General features: G+C 60.7%; 14 protein-coding genes. 11 read left to right on the top strand and 3 right to left on the bottom strand.

Annotated features, from left to right (window positions below; genetic code table 11):
* Positions 1–8 precede the first annotated feature (8 nt).
* Together ACR0JW_RS17510 and hemN are read right to left on the bottom strand one after the other, a co-directional pair.
* Positions 9–1,937: an elongation factor G gene (locus ACR0JW_RS17510; RefSeq protein WP_480714250.1), complete on the bottom strand. Its 1,929-nt coding sequence runs from the start codon at positions 1,935–1,937 to the stop codon at positions 9–11.
* Between the two features lie 181 nt (positions 1,938–2,118).
* Entirely contained in the window at positions 2,119–3,474 is a 1,356-nt protein-coding gene (gene hemN, locus ACR0JW_RS17505; protein ID WP_170825311.1) for an oxygen-independent coproporphyrinogen III oxidase, read from the bottom strand.
* Positions 3,475–3,535: 61 nt separating this feature from the next.
* On the opposite strand from hemN, the gene fnrL reads away from it, so the two are divergent.
* Both fnrL and ACR0JW_RS17495 read left to right on the top strand, forming a co-directional pair.
* Entirely contained in the window at positions 3,536–4,279 is a 744-nt protein-coding gene (gene fnrL / locus ACR0JW_RS17500; RefSeq protein ID WP_170613598.1) for a transcriptional regulator FnrL, read from the top strand.
* A gap of 26 nt (positions 4,280–4,305) precedes the next feature.
* Positions 4,306–4,560, top strand: a complete 255-nt coding sequence (locus tag ACR0JW_RS17495) for a GlsB/YeaQ/YmgE family stress response membrane protein (RefSeq protein ID WP_170613596.1) — start codon at positions 4,306–4,308, stop codon at positions 4,558–4,560.
* 57 nt (positions 4,561–4,617) lie between these two features.
* On the opposite strand, the gene ACR0JW_RS17490 is transcribed toward ACR0JW_RS17495, so the two are convergent.
* Positions 4,618–5,457 (bottom strand): universal stress protein, encoded by an 840-nt coding sequence (locus ACR0JW_RS17490; RefSeq protein ID WP_170613594.1) that lies wholly within the window; start codon positions 5,455–5,457, stop codon positions 4,618–4,620.
* Positions 5,458–5,654: 197 nt separating this feature from the next.
* Between ACR0JW_RS17490 and ccoN the strand changes: the two genes are divergently transcribed.
* The 9 genes from ccoN (at position 5,655) to secE (ending at position 13,901) form a co-directional block, all read left to right on the top strand.
* Complete coding sequence (ccoN, locus tag ACR0JW_RS17485) at positions 5,655–7,262, top strand: cytochrome-c oxidase, cbb3-type subunit I (protein WP_170619174.1); 1,608 nt, start codon at positions 5,655–5,657, stop codon at positions 7,260–7,262.
* A 14-nt stretch (positions 7,263–7,276) separates the two neighbouring features.
* Positions 7,277–8,005: a cytochrome-c oxidase, cbb3-type subunit II gene (ccoO, locus tag ACR0JW_RS17480; protein ID WP_170678428.1), complete on the top strand. Its 729-nt coding sequence runs from the start codon at positions 7,277–7,279 to the stop codon at positions 8,003–8,005.
* Positions 8,006–8,017: 12 nt separating this feature from the next.
* The gene (locus tag ACR0JW_RS17475; RefSeq protein ID WP_170613588.1) at positions 8,018–8,203 is read left to right on the top strand and encodes a cbb3-type cytochrome c oxidase subunit 3; all 186 of its coding nucleotides are present in this window, start codon (positions 8,018–8,020) and stop codon (positions 8,201–8,203) included.
* The gene (gene ccoP / locus ACR0JW_RS17470; RefSeq protein WP_170613587.1) at positions 8,200–9,063 is read left to right on the top strand and encodes a cytochrome-c oxidase, cbb3-type subunit III; all 864 of its coding nucleotides are present in this window, start codon (positions 8,200–8,202) and stop codon (positions 9,061–9,063) included. The genes ACR0JW_RS17475 and ccoP overlap by 4 nt, the downstream gene beginning before the upstream one ends.
* Before the next feature lie 339 nt (positions 9,064–9,402).
* Positions 9,403–10,830, top strand: coding sequence for a cytochrome c oxidase accessory protein CcoG (gene ccoG, locus ACR0JW_RS17465; protein WP_170678426.1), 1,428 nt, complete (start codon positions 9,403–9,405; stop codon positions 10,828–10,830).
* A 2-nt stretch (positions 10,831–10,832) separates the two neighbouring features.
* Entirely contained in the window at positions 10,833–11,291 is a 459-nt protein-coding gene (locus ACR0JW_RS17460; RefSeq protein ID WP_170678424.1) for a FixH family protein, read from the top strand.
* 4 nt (positions 11,292–11,295) lie between these two features.
* Entirely contained in the window at positions 11,296–13,473 is a 2,178-nt protein-coding gene (locus tag ACR0JW_RS17455; protein WP_170678422.1) for a heavy metal translocating P-type ATPase, read from the top strand.
* 4 nt (positions 13,474–13,477) lie between these two features.
* The gene (ccoS, locus tag ACR0JW_RS17450; protein ID WP_170613579.1) at positions 13,478–13,636 is read left to right on the top strand and encodes a cbb3-type cytochrome oxidase assembly protein CcoS; all 159 of its coding nucleotides are present in this window, start codon (positions 13,478–13,480) and stop codon (positions 13,634–13,636) included.
* Positions 13,637–13,703: 67 nt separating this feature from the next.
* Positions 13,704–13,901 carry a preprotein translocase subunit SecE gene (secE, locus tag ACR0JW_RS17445; protein WP_050605011.1) on the top strand — a complete coding sequence of 66 codons (198 nt, stop codon included), beginning with the start codon at positions 13,704–13,706 and terminating at the stop codon, positions 13,899–13,901.
* Positions 13,902–14,068: the final 167 nt, after the last annotated feature.

Here is a 14,068-nt window from a genome sequence, read left to right as displayed (position 1 = left end):
AAGGTGCGTCAGGCGTTGGCCGTTTCACGCGATACCGATTTCGGCACCGGTCCGCGCAGTTCCTGATAGTGATCGAAGCTCAGCTTGACCCAGCCGGTACCGCGCGTGGCACTGGCAAGGGTGCGGTGCAGCTCATCCTCGGCCACAGCGGGAAGCTGGGCGTTGAAGATCTCCCACCCCGAGGCGTTGGGGTTGCCTTCGAAACCCAGAACCTGCCCCTGGAGCGAGCTGATCGTCGGCACCAGGTCGCCCACAAAATCCGAGGGCAGATGGATCTCGGCGTTCAAGATCGGTTGCAGGACAACGGGTTTGCCCTGCGGCAGTGCCTCGCGCACGGCATTCTTGCCGGCAGTGCGGAAGGCATAGTCCGAACTGTCCACGTTGTGGTGCTTGCCATCGCTCAGCGTGACTTTGACATCGACAACGGGAAAGCCTTCGGGGCCTTCGACCAGCGCGTCTTTCGCGCCGTGTTCAACCGACGGAATGTAGTTCTTGGGAACCGCGCCGCCTTTGACAACCTCTTCGAACTGAAAGCCCGATCCGCGCGGCATGGGCGCGACCGTGATCACGACGTCAGCGAACTGACCGGCACCGCCCGATTGCTTGCGGTGTCTGTGACGATGTTCAACCGGTGTCCGGATGGTTTCGCGATAGGCAGTTTCGACCTGATCCGCCTCGATTTCGATCCCGAAGTCTTCTGCCAGCTTGGCGGTGACGCGCCGCATATGCTGAGGGCCCTGCGAGCCCAGAATCGCGTGGCCACTCAGTTCGTCCTGTTCGAGGGTCAGGCCGGGATCGATTTCGACCAGGCGGCTCAGCGCGTTGGACAGGCGTACGTCATCTCGTTCATGCGCCGGTGAGACGATCTGCCGATGCGCCGCGGGACGCGAGGTGGCCCAGTCTGGCAGAGGCGTGGCGGAGGAACTGTCGTAAATGTTGCCCGGATTGAGGTGATCGGACTTGACGGCCAGACCGATCTGACCGGCCTCAAGCGCGCCGATCTGGGTCTTGGCGTCCAGCGTGGTCAGGTTGCCGACGGTTTCGCCGCCCAACGCTTCATGCGCGGTGACGCCTTCGCCAAGACCGCGCAGCACGATGATCTTGCCGATGTGTTTTTTCACGTCGGCGAACCCGGCAATGGCGCGGGCGTTGTCTGCGGCCTCATCCCGCCCTGCGGCTATGTCGAACTCGGGCGCTTCGTGGCGCAGGGCTTTCATCAGGCGGGTCAGGCCGTTGCCGTGGCTGGCGGCGCCCAGGCAGGCGGGGATCAGCTGGTGGTTCTGCAGAACCTGTGCAGCCAGTTCAAAAACCTCTTCGTTGGGAGGCTGCTTGTCTTCAATCAGCTGTTCCAGCAGCTTGTCGTCGAAATCGGACAGGGTTTCGAGCAATTCCGTGCGCGCTTCCTGTTCGCGGTCCTCGACCGATTGAGGCAGTTCGATCAGGGCCGAGGGCTGGCCTTCCTGATATTTCCACGCCCGCTCGGATATCAGATCAACTGCGCCGATAATGGCCTCGCCGTCGCGAATGGGCACCTGCCGTAGCGCGATATGATGGGTGCAATAGGTTTGCAGGGCCGCGATGATATCGCGGATGCGGCCGTTGGGGTTGTCCATCCGGTTGATGAACAGGAAGCAGGGAATCCCGGCTTCTTCGACCAGTCTGAGATAGGGGGCGCACAGCACTGCGGCGTCCGGGTCGGGCGGAACCACCACAACCGCCGCGTCCGAGATTGCCATGGCAGGACCGACATAGGCCAGGGAATCCCCGCCGCCATCCACGTCGATGGCGCACCACGGCTCGTCCAAATAAGAAAAACCGTGCAGATGCACGGTTCCGGATACGTCGAATGTTGTTGGCCGACCATCAAGGCGGCTGATGGCCTCGACCAGGGTGGATTTGCCCGCTTGACTGGGGCCGAGGACGGTGAAAACGCGCATGAGTGCTGTCCCTCTTTCAGGTTTAAGAACGACTGCGCGATATCGGCTGCCTTGCGCTGACGCGCAGGGGTCAATTGCCTGAAAACGGATCTGCCTCGGGGTTGGGGCGGCTTGCCGCCCGCGTTCTTGAGTGTGCGGAATACCCCCTGTCTGCGTCAACCCCCCCTCTGTCCGAAGTCAATCAGATGGCCGAACTGTGGCCTGCCTTGCTGAGGTCATAGGCGTCAAAGCTGCGGGCGATCATCCGGGTCAGGGCACGGGCCTCGGGCGGTATGAAAAGACCGTCCCCGGTCACCTGCAGCAACCCGTCGAACGCGTCGTTGGCCGTGTTGAACATGTCCTGCAATTCCCCGGCCGAGATGTCGTGGTCACGCAGGATTTCAGCCGAATCGATCCGGAAATCACACATCAGCGCCTCGATCAGCCGTGCGCGCAGGATGTCCTGCCCCTTGAACAGGTGCCCGCGCGAGGTCGAGAACTGGCCGTTCCGGATGGCCTTGGTATGCACTGACGTCGCCGGCGCGTTCTGGGCGTACCCTTGCGGAAACTTTGAGATCGAGCTGGCACCAACGCCAATCAGAACCTCGGCCTGATCGTCGGTATAGCCTTGAAAGTTCCGTTTGAGCTTTCCGGTCTGAAGTGCACGGGTCAGCCCGTCATCCTGCGTCGCGAAATGGTCGATACCAATCTCGGCGTAGTCGTCCCACATGAACAGGCGGCGCGCAGTGTCGAACAGGTCAAGCCGCTGTTCCGGCGTCGGCAGCGCGTCCGAGGGGATAAGTTGCTGGCGTTTGGCCATCCAAGGCACATGGGCATAGCCATAGAGCGCTACGCGGTCCGGGCTGAGCGACAGCAGCTTTTGTACGCTTTCGGTCATCCGGGTCTTGGTCTGATGCGGCAGCCCATACAGGATATCGGCGTTCAGGCTGGTGATGCCGCGCGCGCGGATCATGTCGATTGCTTTGCGCGTGGCGTCATAGCTTTGGATGCGGCCGATGGTTTTCTGGATTTCGTCGTCGAAATCCTGCACCCCGATCGAGGCGCGATTCATGCCGGCCTCGGCCAGAGCGTCCAACCGTGCTTCGTCGATTTCGTTCGGGTCGATCTCGACCGAGAACTCTGCGTCCGGGCCAAGCGGCACGATGTCCAGAATCCGCGCTGCCAGATCGCGCATCAAATCGGCGTTCAGCAGGGTTGGCGTGCCGCCGCCCCAGTGCAGCCGCGACAGGGTGACGCCCTCGGGCAGGCGCGCGGCCAGCAGATCAAGCTCGGCCTTCAAAACGTCGACATAGGCGATGACGGGGTTATCGGTCTGTGTTCCCTGGGTCCGGCAGGCGCAGAACCAGCACAGTCTGCGGCAAAAGGGGACATGGATGTAAAGGGACACGGCGCTTCCGGGCTGAATGCCCGAAATCCAGTCGCCAAACATGCCTGATCCCACATCGTTGTTGAAGTGGGGCGCTGTCGGGTAGCTTGTGTAACGCGGAACTTTAGCGTCAAATAGTCCAAGCTGTGCTAATTGTGGTTTCACTATCATGGCGATACCGTTAAGGGACGGCCTTCAACAAGACCTTGACTGAGATCAAGTGGAAACGCGAATGAACCTGAATTCCCAATTTGACCACTCGAATTGTGCGGACTGCCCGATCCGGCACCGTGCCGTGTGTGCCCATTGCGAACCCGACGAGCTTGTGGAACTGGAAGAGATCAAGTTCTACCGTAGTTTCGAGGCCGGGCAGACAATCATCTGGTCCGGCGATCAGATGAATTTTGTCGGCTCCGTGGTTTCGGGCATCGCCTCGCTGACGCAGACGATGGAGGATGGCCGGACCCAGATGGTGGGCCTGTTGCTGCCCAGCGACTTTGTGGGCCGTCCGGGACGCGAAACTGCGCCCTATGACGTTCAGGCCACAACTGATCTGGTGATGTGCTGTTTCCGCAAGAAACCGTTCGAAGAATTGATGAGCACAACCCCGCATATCGCGCACCGGCTGCTGCAGATGACGCTGGATGAGCTGGACGCGGCCCGCGAGTGGATGCTTGTCCTTGGGCGCAAAACCGCGCGCGAGAAGATTGCCAGCCTGTTGTCGATCATCGCGCGGCGCGATGCTTCGGTGGCCCAGAAAAGCAACTCCGGTCCAATGGTGTTTGATCTGCCGCTCACGCGTGAGGCGATGGCGGATTATCTGGGGCTTACACTGGAAACGGTCAGCCGCCAGATGTCGGCGCTGAAAAAGGACGGCGTCATTACACTGGACGGAAAACGCCACGTGACCATTCCGGACATGGCGCGCCTCATGGATGAGGCCGGCGATGATGCGGACGGCGGTTTTCTGGTCTGACACCCGATACGCAAAAGGAGATTCGGATGGAGTTCACCAGCCTGCTTGCAATGTTGTTCATCGGCGCAATCGCCGGATGGCTTTCAGGCAAGATCATGGAAGGCCGGGGTTTTGGCCTGTTCGGCAATATCATCATCGGGATCGTCGGCGCGTTTCTTGCGGGCGCGATTTTCCCGGCCTTGGGCTTTTCGGTTGGCGGTGGGCTATTCTCGTCGATCTTTTTCGCAACCATCGGTGCGGTGATCCTGCTGTTCGTGATCGGCCTGATCCGGCGCAACTAGTTTAGAATACTGCCCCAATGAAAGGGGCAGTATCTGCAAGCCGCACGTCCCTTCGGATCAATGGGCCAAAAAGACCGGCACAACGGATTGTTCCAGCATGTTGCGGGTGGCACCGCCCAAAATGGCCTCGCGGAACCGCGAATGGCCATAAGCGCCCATGACGATCAGGTCAGCCTCGGTATCGCCAGCATGGCGGTTGAGGATGTCCGAGACGCGGGTCATGGTTTTGCTCAGCACGTCAATTTCGCATTTCACCCCGTGCCGGGCCAGCATTTGTGACAACAATCCGCCCGGGTCCGAGCGGTCTGGTCCGTGGCGCGGCGGATCGATGACGACGATGCGCACCAGGTCCGCCTGTTTCAGGAAGGGCAGGGCGCGGCGGATGGCCCGCATGGCCTCGACGCTTTCATTCCATCCGATCAGAACGGTTTTTGGTTTCTCGAACGGCGTCACATCATCGGGCACAACCAGAACCGGTGCGTGGCCTTCGAACATGGCGGCTTCAATGATGGGCTCGGCCTCGGCCGCGCGATCCTCGCCATATGGCTGCGGCAGCACAACCAGATCGGAAAACCGTGCGCGATGGGCCACGTGGCGGCCGATATCGGCAATCTGGGCCACGCCGTTTTCCGCGGACCAGCGGATCCCGGTTTTGCCCAGGTAGTTCTTTGCATACTCCAGAACAGCGTCGGAATCGGCATTGGCGCGGCTGAGCGTCTCCTGAAGGATCAAGGCGTTTGCGCCAGCGTAATAGTAGCCGGTCTGGCTACGATCAACGCCGAGACACAGCGCTTCGACATGCGCGTCCTGCGCGTTTGCCAGAGCTACAAGCTGGGCCAGTGCCGCGTTCGCCTGCTTTGTCTCTGTCATGACTGTTAGAAGGGATTTGTAAGCCATTTTGACCTCACTCGATGTGCGCGGGGGGCAAGCTGCGACCAGTTAACCCACTCAATTGTTTATCACTGCCACGGAAAACAGGCTATTGTCTTGACACAGATCAAAGCAGCTATGGCCCTTGTCAGACAGAACAGCGGCCAGTCAAATGGGTTTCGTGCGGCGTCAAGAATCGCACGGGGCATGCAAAGGGACGCAATATGTCAAATTATATCAAGCTGATCGTGCTTGGTCTGATCGTGATTTTTGCCGCGATCGGGTCCAACTATGCACGGGATTTGGCGTATCAGGTGCACGCGATTCTGGTGATGCTGATCGCCGTTGGATTGTTCATCTGGACGCTTCGAAACACAGATGAGCCAGATATTCTCGTAGACCGCTCGGCCGAGTACATGGATGACGTGATCCGCTATGGCGTGATCGCAACTGCCTTCTGGGGCGTGGTCGGGTTTATTGCAGGAACTTTCATTGCGTTTCAGTTGGCCTTTCCGGCACTGAATTTCGAATGGGCCCAAGGATATCTGAACTTCGGCCGTTTGCGTCCGCTGCACACATCGGCGGTGATTTTTGCCTTTGGTGGCAACGCCTTGATCGCAACCTCGTTCTATGTTGTGCAGCGCACCAGCGCCGCGCGCCTGTGGGGTGGTAATCTGGCGTGGTTCGTCTTCTGGGGCTATCAGCTGTTCATCGTGCTGGCGGCAACCGGCTATGTCCTTGGCGGTACGCAATCCAAGGAATACGCCGAACCCGAGTGGTATGTTGACCTGTGGCTGACAATTGTCTGGGTCGCCTATCTGGCCGTTTATCTGGGCACGATCATCAAGCGGAAAGAGCCCCACATCTACGTGGCCAACTGGTTCTATCTGGCGTTCATCGTCACTGTCGCAATGCTGCACCTGGTGAACAACATGACCATCCCTGTCAGCATCTGGGGTTCGAAATCGGTCATCGTCTGGTCGGGTGTTCAGGACGCCATGATCCAGTGGTGGTATGGCCACAACGCCGTGGGCTTCTTCCTGACTGCGGGCTTCCTGGGCATGATGTACTACTTCATCCCGAAACAGGCCGAGCGCCCCGTGTTCTCGTACAAGCTGTCGATCATCCACTTCTGGGCGCTGATCTTCCTGTATATCTGGGCCGGTCCGCACCACCTGCACTATACCGCGCTGCCCGACTGGGCCTCGACGCTGGGTATGGTGTTCTCGGTGATCCTGTGGATGCCGTCCTGGGGTGGCATGATCAACGGTCTGATGACCCTGTCGGGTGCATGGGACAAGCTGCGTACAGACCCGGTGATCCGCATGATGGTGATCTCGGTCGGCTTCTACGGCATGTCCACCTTTGAAGGCCCGATGATGTCGATCCGCGCGGTCAACAGCCTGTCTCACTACACTGACTGGACCATTGGTCACGTGCATTCGGGCGCGCTGGGTTGGAACGGCATGATCACCTTTGGTGCGCTGTACTTCCTGGTGCCTGTCCTGTGGAAGCGGGAACGCCTTTATTCGCTGCAGATGGTCAGCTGGCACTTCTGGCTCGCGACTATCGGCATCGTGCTCTACGCCGCGTCGATGTGGGTGACCGGTATCATGGAAGGCCTGATGTGGCGTGAAGTGGATGCCAACGGCTTCCTGGTGAACTCGTTCGCCGACACCGTGGCCGCCAAGTTCCCGATGTATGTGGTTCGTGCTCTGGGTGGCGTTCTGTTCGTCGCTGGCGCTGTGATCATGTGCTACAACCTGTGGATGACTGTGCGGAAAGCGCCGGCCAAAGAGGCCAGCCTGACCGTCGCGGTCCCGGCTGAATAAGGAGGGCCGGAGCAATGGCAATTCTCGACAAACACAAGATCCTCGAGACCAACGCGACCCTCCTGCTGATCTTCAGCTTTCTGGTCGTGACCATCGGCGGCATCGTGCAGATCGCGCCCCTGTTCTACCTTGAGAACACCATCGAGAAGGTGGAGGGCATGCGTCCTTACACCCCTCTCGAGATGGCGGGGCGTGAGATCTACATCCGCGAAGGCTGCTATACCTGCCACAGCCAGATGATCCGTCCGATGCGGGACGAGGTCGAACGCTATGGCCACTACTCGCTGGCGGCTGAATCGATGTATGACCATCCCTTCCAGTGGGGGTCGAAGCGCACCGGGCCCGATCTGGCCCGTGTCGGCGGCCGGTATTCGGATCAGTGGCAGGTGGACCACCTGCGTGATCCGCAGTCGGTGGTGCCGGAATCGGTGATGCCGAAATACGGCTTCCTCGAGCATCGCAAGATCAATGGCAAATACATTGGCGACATCATGAAAGCGAACGCGATGGTCGGCACGCCCTACACCGACGAGATGTTGGAAAACGCCGTGGCGGACTTCCGCGCTCAGGCCGATCCGGACAGCGACTATGACGGGCTGCTGGAACGCTATGGCGACAAGGTCAACGTGCGGAACTTCGACGGTCAGCCCGAACTGACCGAAGCCGATGCGCTGGTCGCCTATCTGCAGATGCTGGGAACGCTGGTCGATTTCTCGACCTTCACCCCGGACGCAAGCCGCTAAGGGAGGATCGTGATGGAAGAGTACACCCTTCTCAGGCAGTTCGCGGACAGCTGGATGCTGCTTGTGCTGTTTGTCTTCTTTGTGGGCATCATCATCTGGGTTTTCCGCCCCGGTGCCAGCAAGGAATACAATGACACCGCCAACATCCCCTTCCGGCATCAAGACAAACCCGCCACATCCAAGGAGGCGCGGCAATGAGCAAGACACCTGAAAAACAGCCGGGTGATCCGAACACCACCGGCCACAGCTGGGACGGGATTGAGGAATTCGACAATCCGATGCCGCGCTGGTGGCTGTGGACCTTCTACGCCACCATCGTCTGGGGTGTGATTTACACAATCATGTATCCGGCATGGCCTCTGGTACAGTCGGCAACCGCCGGTGTCATGGGCTGGTCTTCTCGGGCGCTGGTGCAGCAGGAGATGGTTGCGTTCGAAGAAGCAAATGCGCCTTGGAACGCCAAGCTGGTGGAAACGCCGCTGGAAGACATCGCCAAGGATGCCGAATTGCAGCAATACGCCGTCAACTCGGGTGGCGCCGTGTTCCGCACGTGGTGCGCGCAGTGCCACGGCTCGGGTGCGCAGGGTGCGCCGGGTTTCCCGAACCTGTTGGATGACGCCTGGTTGTGGGGCGGTTCGCTCGAGGATATCGAGTACACTGTGGCCTATGGCATTCGAAACGAAGAAAGCGACGATGCGCGCTATTCCGAAATGCCTGCCTTTGGTGAAATCCTCGAAGCGGAAGAGATCACGCAGGTGGTTCAGTATGTCATGTCCCTGACCAACGCCCAGACCGACGATGCTTCGGCACAGGCTGGCAAGGTCGTGTTCGAGGACAACTGCGCGTCCTGCCATGGCGAGGACGGGACCGGCGACGTCACGCAAGGTGCACCGAACCTGACCGACGCGATCTGGCTGTTCGGCGGCTCGGAAGAGGCGCTGACCGAGACGGTTACGTACAGCCGCTTCGGGGTCATGCCCGCGTGGGAAAACCGCCTGACCGAGGCACAGATCCGCGCCGTTTCGGCTTACGTCCACCAGTTGGGTGGCGGTCAGTAAAGATAAGTGAACACCTTCGGGCGGTTCGCCGCCCGAAGGCTTAGGCACCGGCTGTTCCATCTGTTCGCGCGTTTCCTGAACAGCCGGTGCCGACTTTCCCGAGAATAGAACCAGGACTTGCCCGGGTCCAGTTTCCGGTGTGGCCATCTTCGTCGGATGTCACCGATTAACCTGCCGGTTTTCCGCTTTGCGGCCTATCCTTTCTTCGCTGAAACCGACCGAAAATGTGCTAGGTGTGACAAAAGGTGTCTGCCCGATGCGCATTTGACACATGTCAAAGTTGGTCAGCGCATGATCTGGGAAAAGACGCCTGATCAAAGCCAGACGTGGAGCCAGCCCGTGAGCGATTCCGACCCTGCCCCCAGCCTTTATGCAGCACGTGAGCCGATTTTCCCGCGGCGCGTGTCGGGTCCATTCCGTAACCTGAAATGGATCATCATGGCTGTGACCCTGGGGATTTACTACATCACCCCTTGGTTCAGATGGGACCGGGGTCCCAGCCTGCCGGATCAGGCCGTGTTGCTGGATCTTGCGAACCGGCGATTCTATTTCTTCTGGATCGAAATCTGGCCGCACGAGTTCTATTTTGTCGCCGGTCTGCTGATCATGGCAGGGCTTGGACTGTTCCTGTTCACCTCGGCCCTGGGCCGGGTCTGGTGCGGATATGCCTGTCCGCAGACGGTTTGGACCGACCTGTTCATTCTGGTCGAGCGTTGGATCGAGGGCGACCGGAACGCGCGCTTGCGGCTGCATCGGCAGAAGAAACTGGATTTCCGCAAGGCCCGCCTGCGGGCGACGAAATGGGGTGCGTGGTTTCTGATCGGACTGGCCACCGGCGGGGCCTGGATCTTTTACTTCGCGGATGCACCGACACTGGCGCGCGATCTGGTGACGGGCAACGCGCATCCGATCGCCTACACAACCATGTTGATCCTGACCGGCACGACTTTTCTGTTCGGCGGGTTTGCCCGTGAACAGATCTGCATTTACGCCTGTCCCTGGCCCCGTATTCAGGCGGCAATGATGGATGAAGACACGCTGGTCGTCGGCTACCGCGAATGGCGGGGCGAGCCGCGCGGCAAGGGCAAGCGGACCGCTGACACGGAATTGGGCGATTGTATCGACTGCATGGCTTGCGTGAATGTCTGCCCGGTCGGCATCGACATCCGCGACGGTCAGCAATTGGAGTGCATCACCTGCGCGCTCTGCATTGATGCCTGTGATGACATGATGGCCAAAATCGGCAAGCCGCGTGGCCTGATCGATTATATGGCGCTGAGCGACGAGGCGCATGAACGCTCGGGGCAGCCGGCCAAGAATGTTTGGAAGCACATCCTGCGCCCGCGCACGATCATGTACACCGCTCTGTGGGCGCTCGTTGGGTTCGGCCTGTTGTTTGCCCTGTTCATCCGTTCCGACATCGACCTGACCGTGGCGCCGGTACGCAATCCGACCTTTGTCACCCTGTCAGACGGCACAATCCGCAATACCTATGACGTGCGTCTGCGCAACAAACATGGCGAGGATCGGTTGTTCAAACTGTCCCTGACCGGAGACCCGGCCATGCGGCTGGAGATTGAAGGAACGATCATAGACACTGTGAATGTCAGCGCGGATACGGCACAATTGAGCCGCGTTTACATCACCGCCCTGAAGGACACCGACCCAGCCAACACCGACGCGACGCCGGTTCGTATCTGGGTCGAGGATCTGATCAGCGGTGAACGCGCGTACAAGGACACCACGTTCAACGGACGAGGGAACTGAGAATGCCAGAACGACAGTTTACCGGAAAGCACGCGCTGGCCGTGTTTGTCGCCGCCTTCGGCGTGATCATCGGTGTTAACCTTGTACTGGCCTACAGTGCGGTCAAAACCTTTCCCGGGCTCGAGGTCAAAAACTCGTATGTCGCCAGCCAGGAGTTCAACGAGCGTCTGCAGGAACAGCAGGCGCTGGGTTGGGACGTGCGGGCCGAGACCAAGGGCGGCTTGCTGATCCTGCACATCAACGACGCGCAAGGCGCGCCGGTCAGGGTCAATCAATTGCAGGCCGTTGTGGGGCGGGCGACCCATGTGCGCGAGGATTTCACCCCCGACTTTGTGTTTGACGGAACCGCATATTCCACCCCGGCGACCCTTGGCGAGGGCAACTGGAACATCCGGCTTGTCGCCAAGGATGGCGAAGGGGCCACCTTCTCGCAGCGTATTCCGCTATACGTCAAAGGCTAGGCTGATGACGGCGCAACCCTCACCCGGAACCATGGCCTGTCCCGGCTGCGTCGCCGCCCCGGCCGAGCCTGCCCGTCCGGTTCCCGAGGATGTCCAGATCGCCCTGTCCTTGCCGGGCATTCACTGCTCGGCCTGCATCTCGACGGTCGAGCGTGAACTGAACGCGCATCCGGGCGTCGAGGACGCGCGGGTCAACCTGACCCTGAAACGGGCGATGATTAAGGCCTCGCCTGATATCCGCGCCGCCGATCTGATCCCGGTGCTGGAACAGGCAGGTTTTGAGGCGCATGAGCTGGACACTGGTGCGCTGTCGGCCACGCAGACCGACAAGGCGGGCCGGGATTTGCTGATGCGGCTGGCGGTGGCCGGGTTTGCGTCGATGAACGTGATGTTGCTGTCGGTGTCGGTCTGGTCCGGGGCCACGGACGCGACGCGCGACATGTTCCACTGGATTTCAGCGGCCATTGCGTTGCCTGCCATCGCCTTTTCGGCGCAGCCGTTCTTCGCCAATGCCTGGAGCGCCCTGCGCGTGCGCCGTCTGAACATGGATGTGCCGATCGTGCTGGCCATCCTGCTGGCGCTGATCACCTCGCTTTGGGAAACTGCGCTGAGCGGCAAACATGCCTACTTCGACGCTGCGCTGACACTGACATTCTTCCTGCTGGCCGGACGGTATCTGGATTATCGCACGCGCGCCGCTGCCCGGTCCGCGGCCGAGGAACTGACGGCGCTTGAGGTGCCGCGCGCCATCCGGCTGGTCGACGGCACAGAAGAGGAAGTGGCCGTCGCGACGCTGACCGTCGGTGACCTGATCCTCGTTCGGCCCGGTGGCCGTATGCCCGTGGACGGAGAGATCATTTCGGGCCGGTCGGAACTTGACCGCTCGTTGCTGACCGGGGAAACCCTGCCGGTTTTTGCCGAAGCCGGGCTGACAGTCAGCGCGGGCGAGGTCAATCTGACCGGCCCCCTGACGATCCGGGCGACAGCGGTGGGCGAAGACACTTCGCTGCACCGGATGGCCGATCTGGTGGCCATCGCTGAATCGGGGCGCTCACGATACACGTCGCTGGCTGACAAGGCGGCCAAGCTGTATGCGCCCGGGGTGCACATCCTGTCGGCGCTCAGCTTTCTGGGCTGGTACATCTATTCCGGCGATATCCGCACCGCACTGAACATCGCGGCGGCGGTTCTGATCATCACCTGCCCCTGTGCGCTGGGGCTGGCGGTGCCTGCGGTGACGACGGCGGCATCGGGGCGGCTGTTCCGCAAGGGAATGCTGATCAAGCACGCCACAGCGCTGGAGCGTCTGGCCGAGGTGGACACTGTTGTCTTCGACAAGACCGGCACGCTGACATCGGGTGCGCCTGAACTGACCAATCTGGCGGATCATACCCGTTCCGATCTGGAAGTTGCGCTGGCGCTGGCCGAGGCGTCGGCGCATCCGCTTTCCGTCGCGCTGGCCAAAGCGGCGCGTGACGCGGGTATCAGGCCGGCCTGCCTTGACGCTGTGGTCGAAGTGCCCGGTTTTGGCACCGAAGGCGAACATAAAGGACAGCGCGTTCGGCTGGGCCGGGCGAATTGGGTCGGAGCCGAATCCGGCACCCAGACGTCAGCATGGCTTGCGGTCGGGAGCTGTAAACCCGTGCCATTCGTGTTCGCGGACGCTCTGCGGCCGGGCGCGGCCAGCGCGGTTGAGGCGTTCAGGAAAGCGGGCAAGGATGTGATCCTGATTTCAGGCGATACACGGGCTGCAGTGGAAAAGCTGGCTGGAAATCTGGGTATCGCAAACTGGGTGGCCGAAGCGCTGCCACAGGACAAGGCGCAGCGTGTTCAGGACCTGCGCGACAACGGGAATAAGGTTCTGATGGTGGGGGATGGCCTGAACGATACCGCCGCCCTTGCGGCGGCGCATGTGTCGATCTCGCCCGCCTCGGCGCTGGATGCGGCGCGGGTTGCCTCGGATATCGTGCTGCTGGGCAACGATCTGTCGCCCATCGCCGATGCCTGCGACACGGCCACAAAAGCGACCAGACGGATTCGTGAAAACTTCCAGATCGCAACCGTGTATAATGTCATCGCGGTGCCCCTGGCGGTGGCCGGGCTGGCGACGCCGCTGATCGCGGCGCTGGCGATGTCGACCTCGTCCATCACCGTGTCCCTGAACGCTTTGCGGCTGAGGTGATCTGATGGAAGTTCTGGCCTATCTCATTCCGATTTCGCTGCTTTTGGGCGGTGTCGGTCTTGTAGCCTTTGTCTATACCGTGCGGTCGAACCAGTACGACGATCCCGAAGGCGATGCCCGGCGGATTCTGAGCGACGAATGGGACGACAAGCCCAAGCCCTAACCGCCCTTGAAATTGCCGCAATGCCCGGCTATGTCGGGCGCATCCGCTAGCAGAGAGACAAAGCCTCATGGCCACCACAAACCCGATCCAGTTCATCCAGCAGGTCCGTGCCGAAGTATCCAAGGTCGTCTGGCCGACCCGGCGCGAGGTGCTGTTGACCACGGTCATGGTGTTCATCATGGCGGCGTTGACGGCCGTGTTCTTTGCGCTGGTGGATCTTGGCATTCGCGGCGGGCTGCAGCTGATTCTGGGCGCGTTCAGCTAAGACGGGACGGGCAGTGCGGAAACGCGGCTGCCCCCTTGCGCCGCGCGCAATGTCAGAGTAGTTCACGCGGAACTATCCGGAATGGGCGTGCGGCGATTCGGGCTGCGCGCCGCTTTTTGTTCCGGGTCTCGTGACAGAATTTCAATGACGGTACATCCGGATGTGCG

This window comes from Ruegeria sp. BG6 (genome assembly GCF_056538465.1).
The sequence above is the reverse complement of the archived record's forward strand: the minus strand, read 5'-3'. Positions and strand labels throughout refer to the sequence as shown.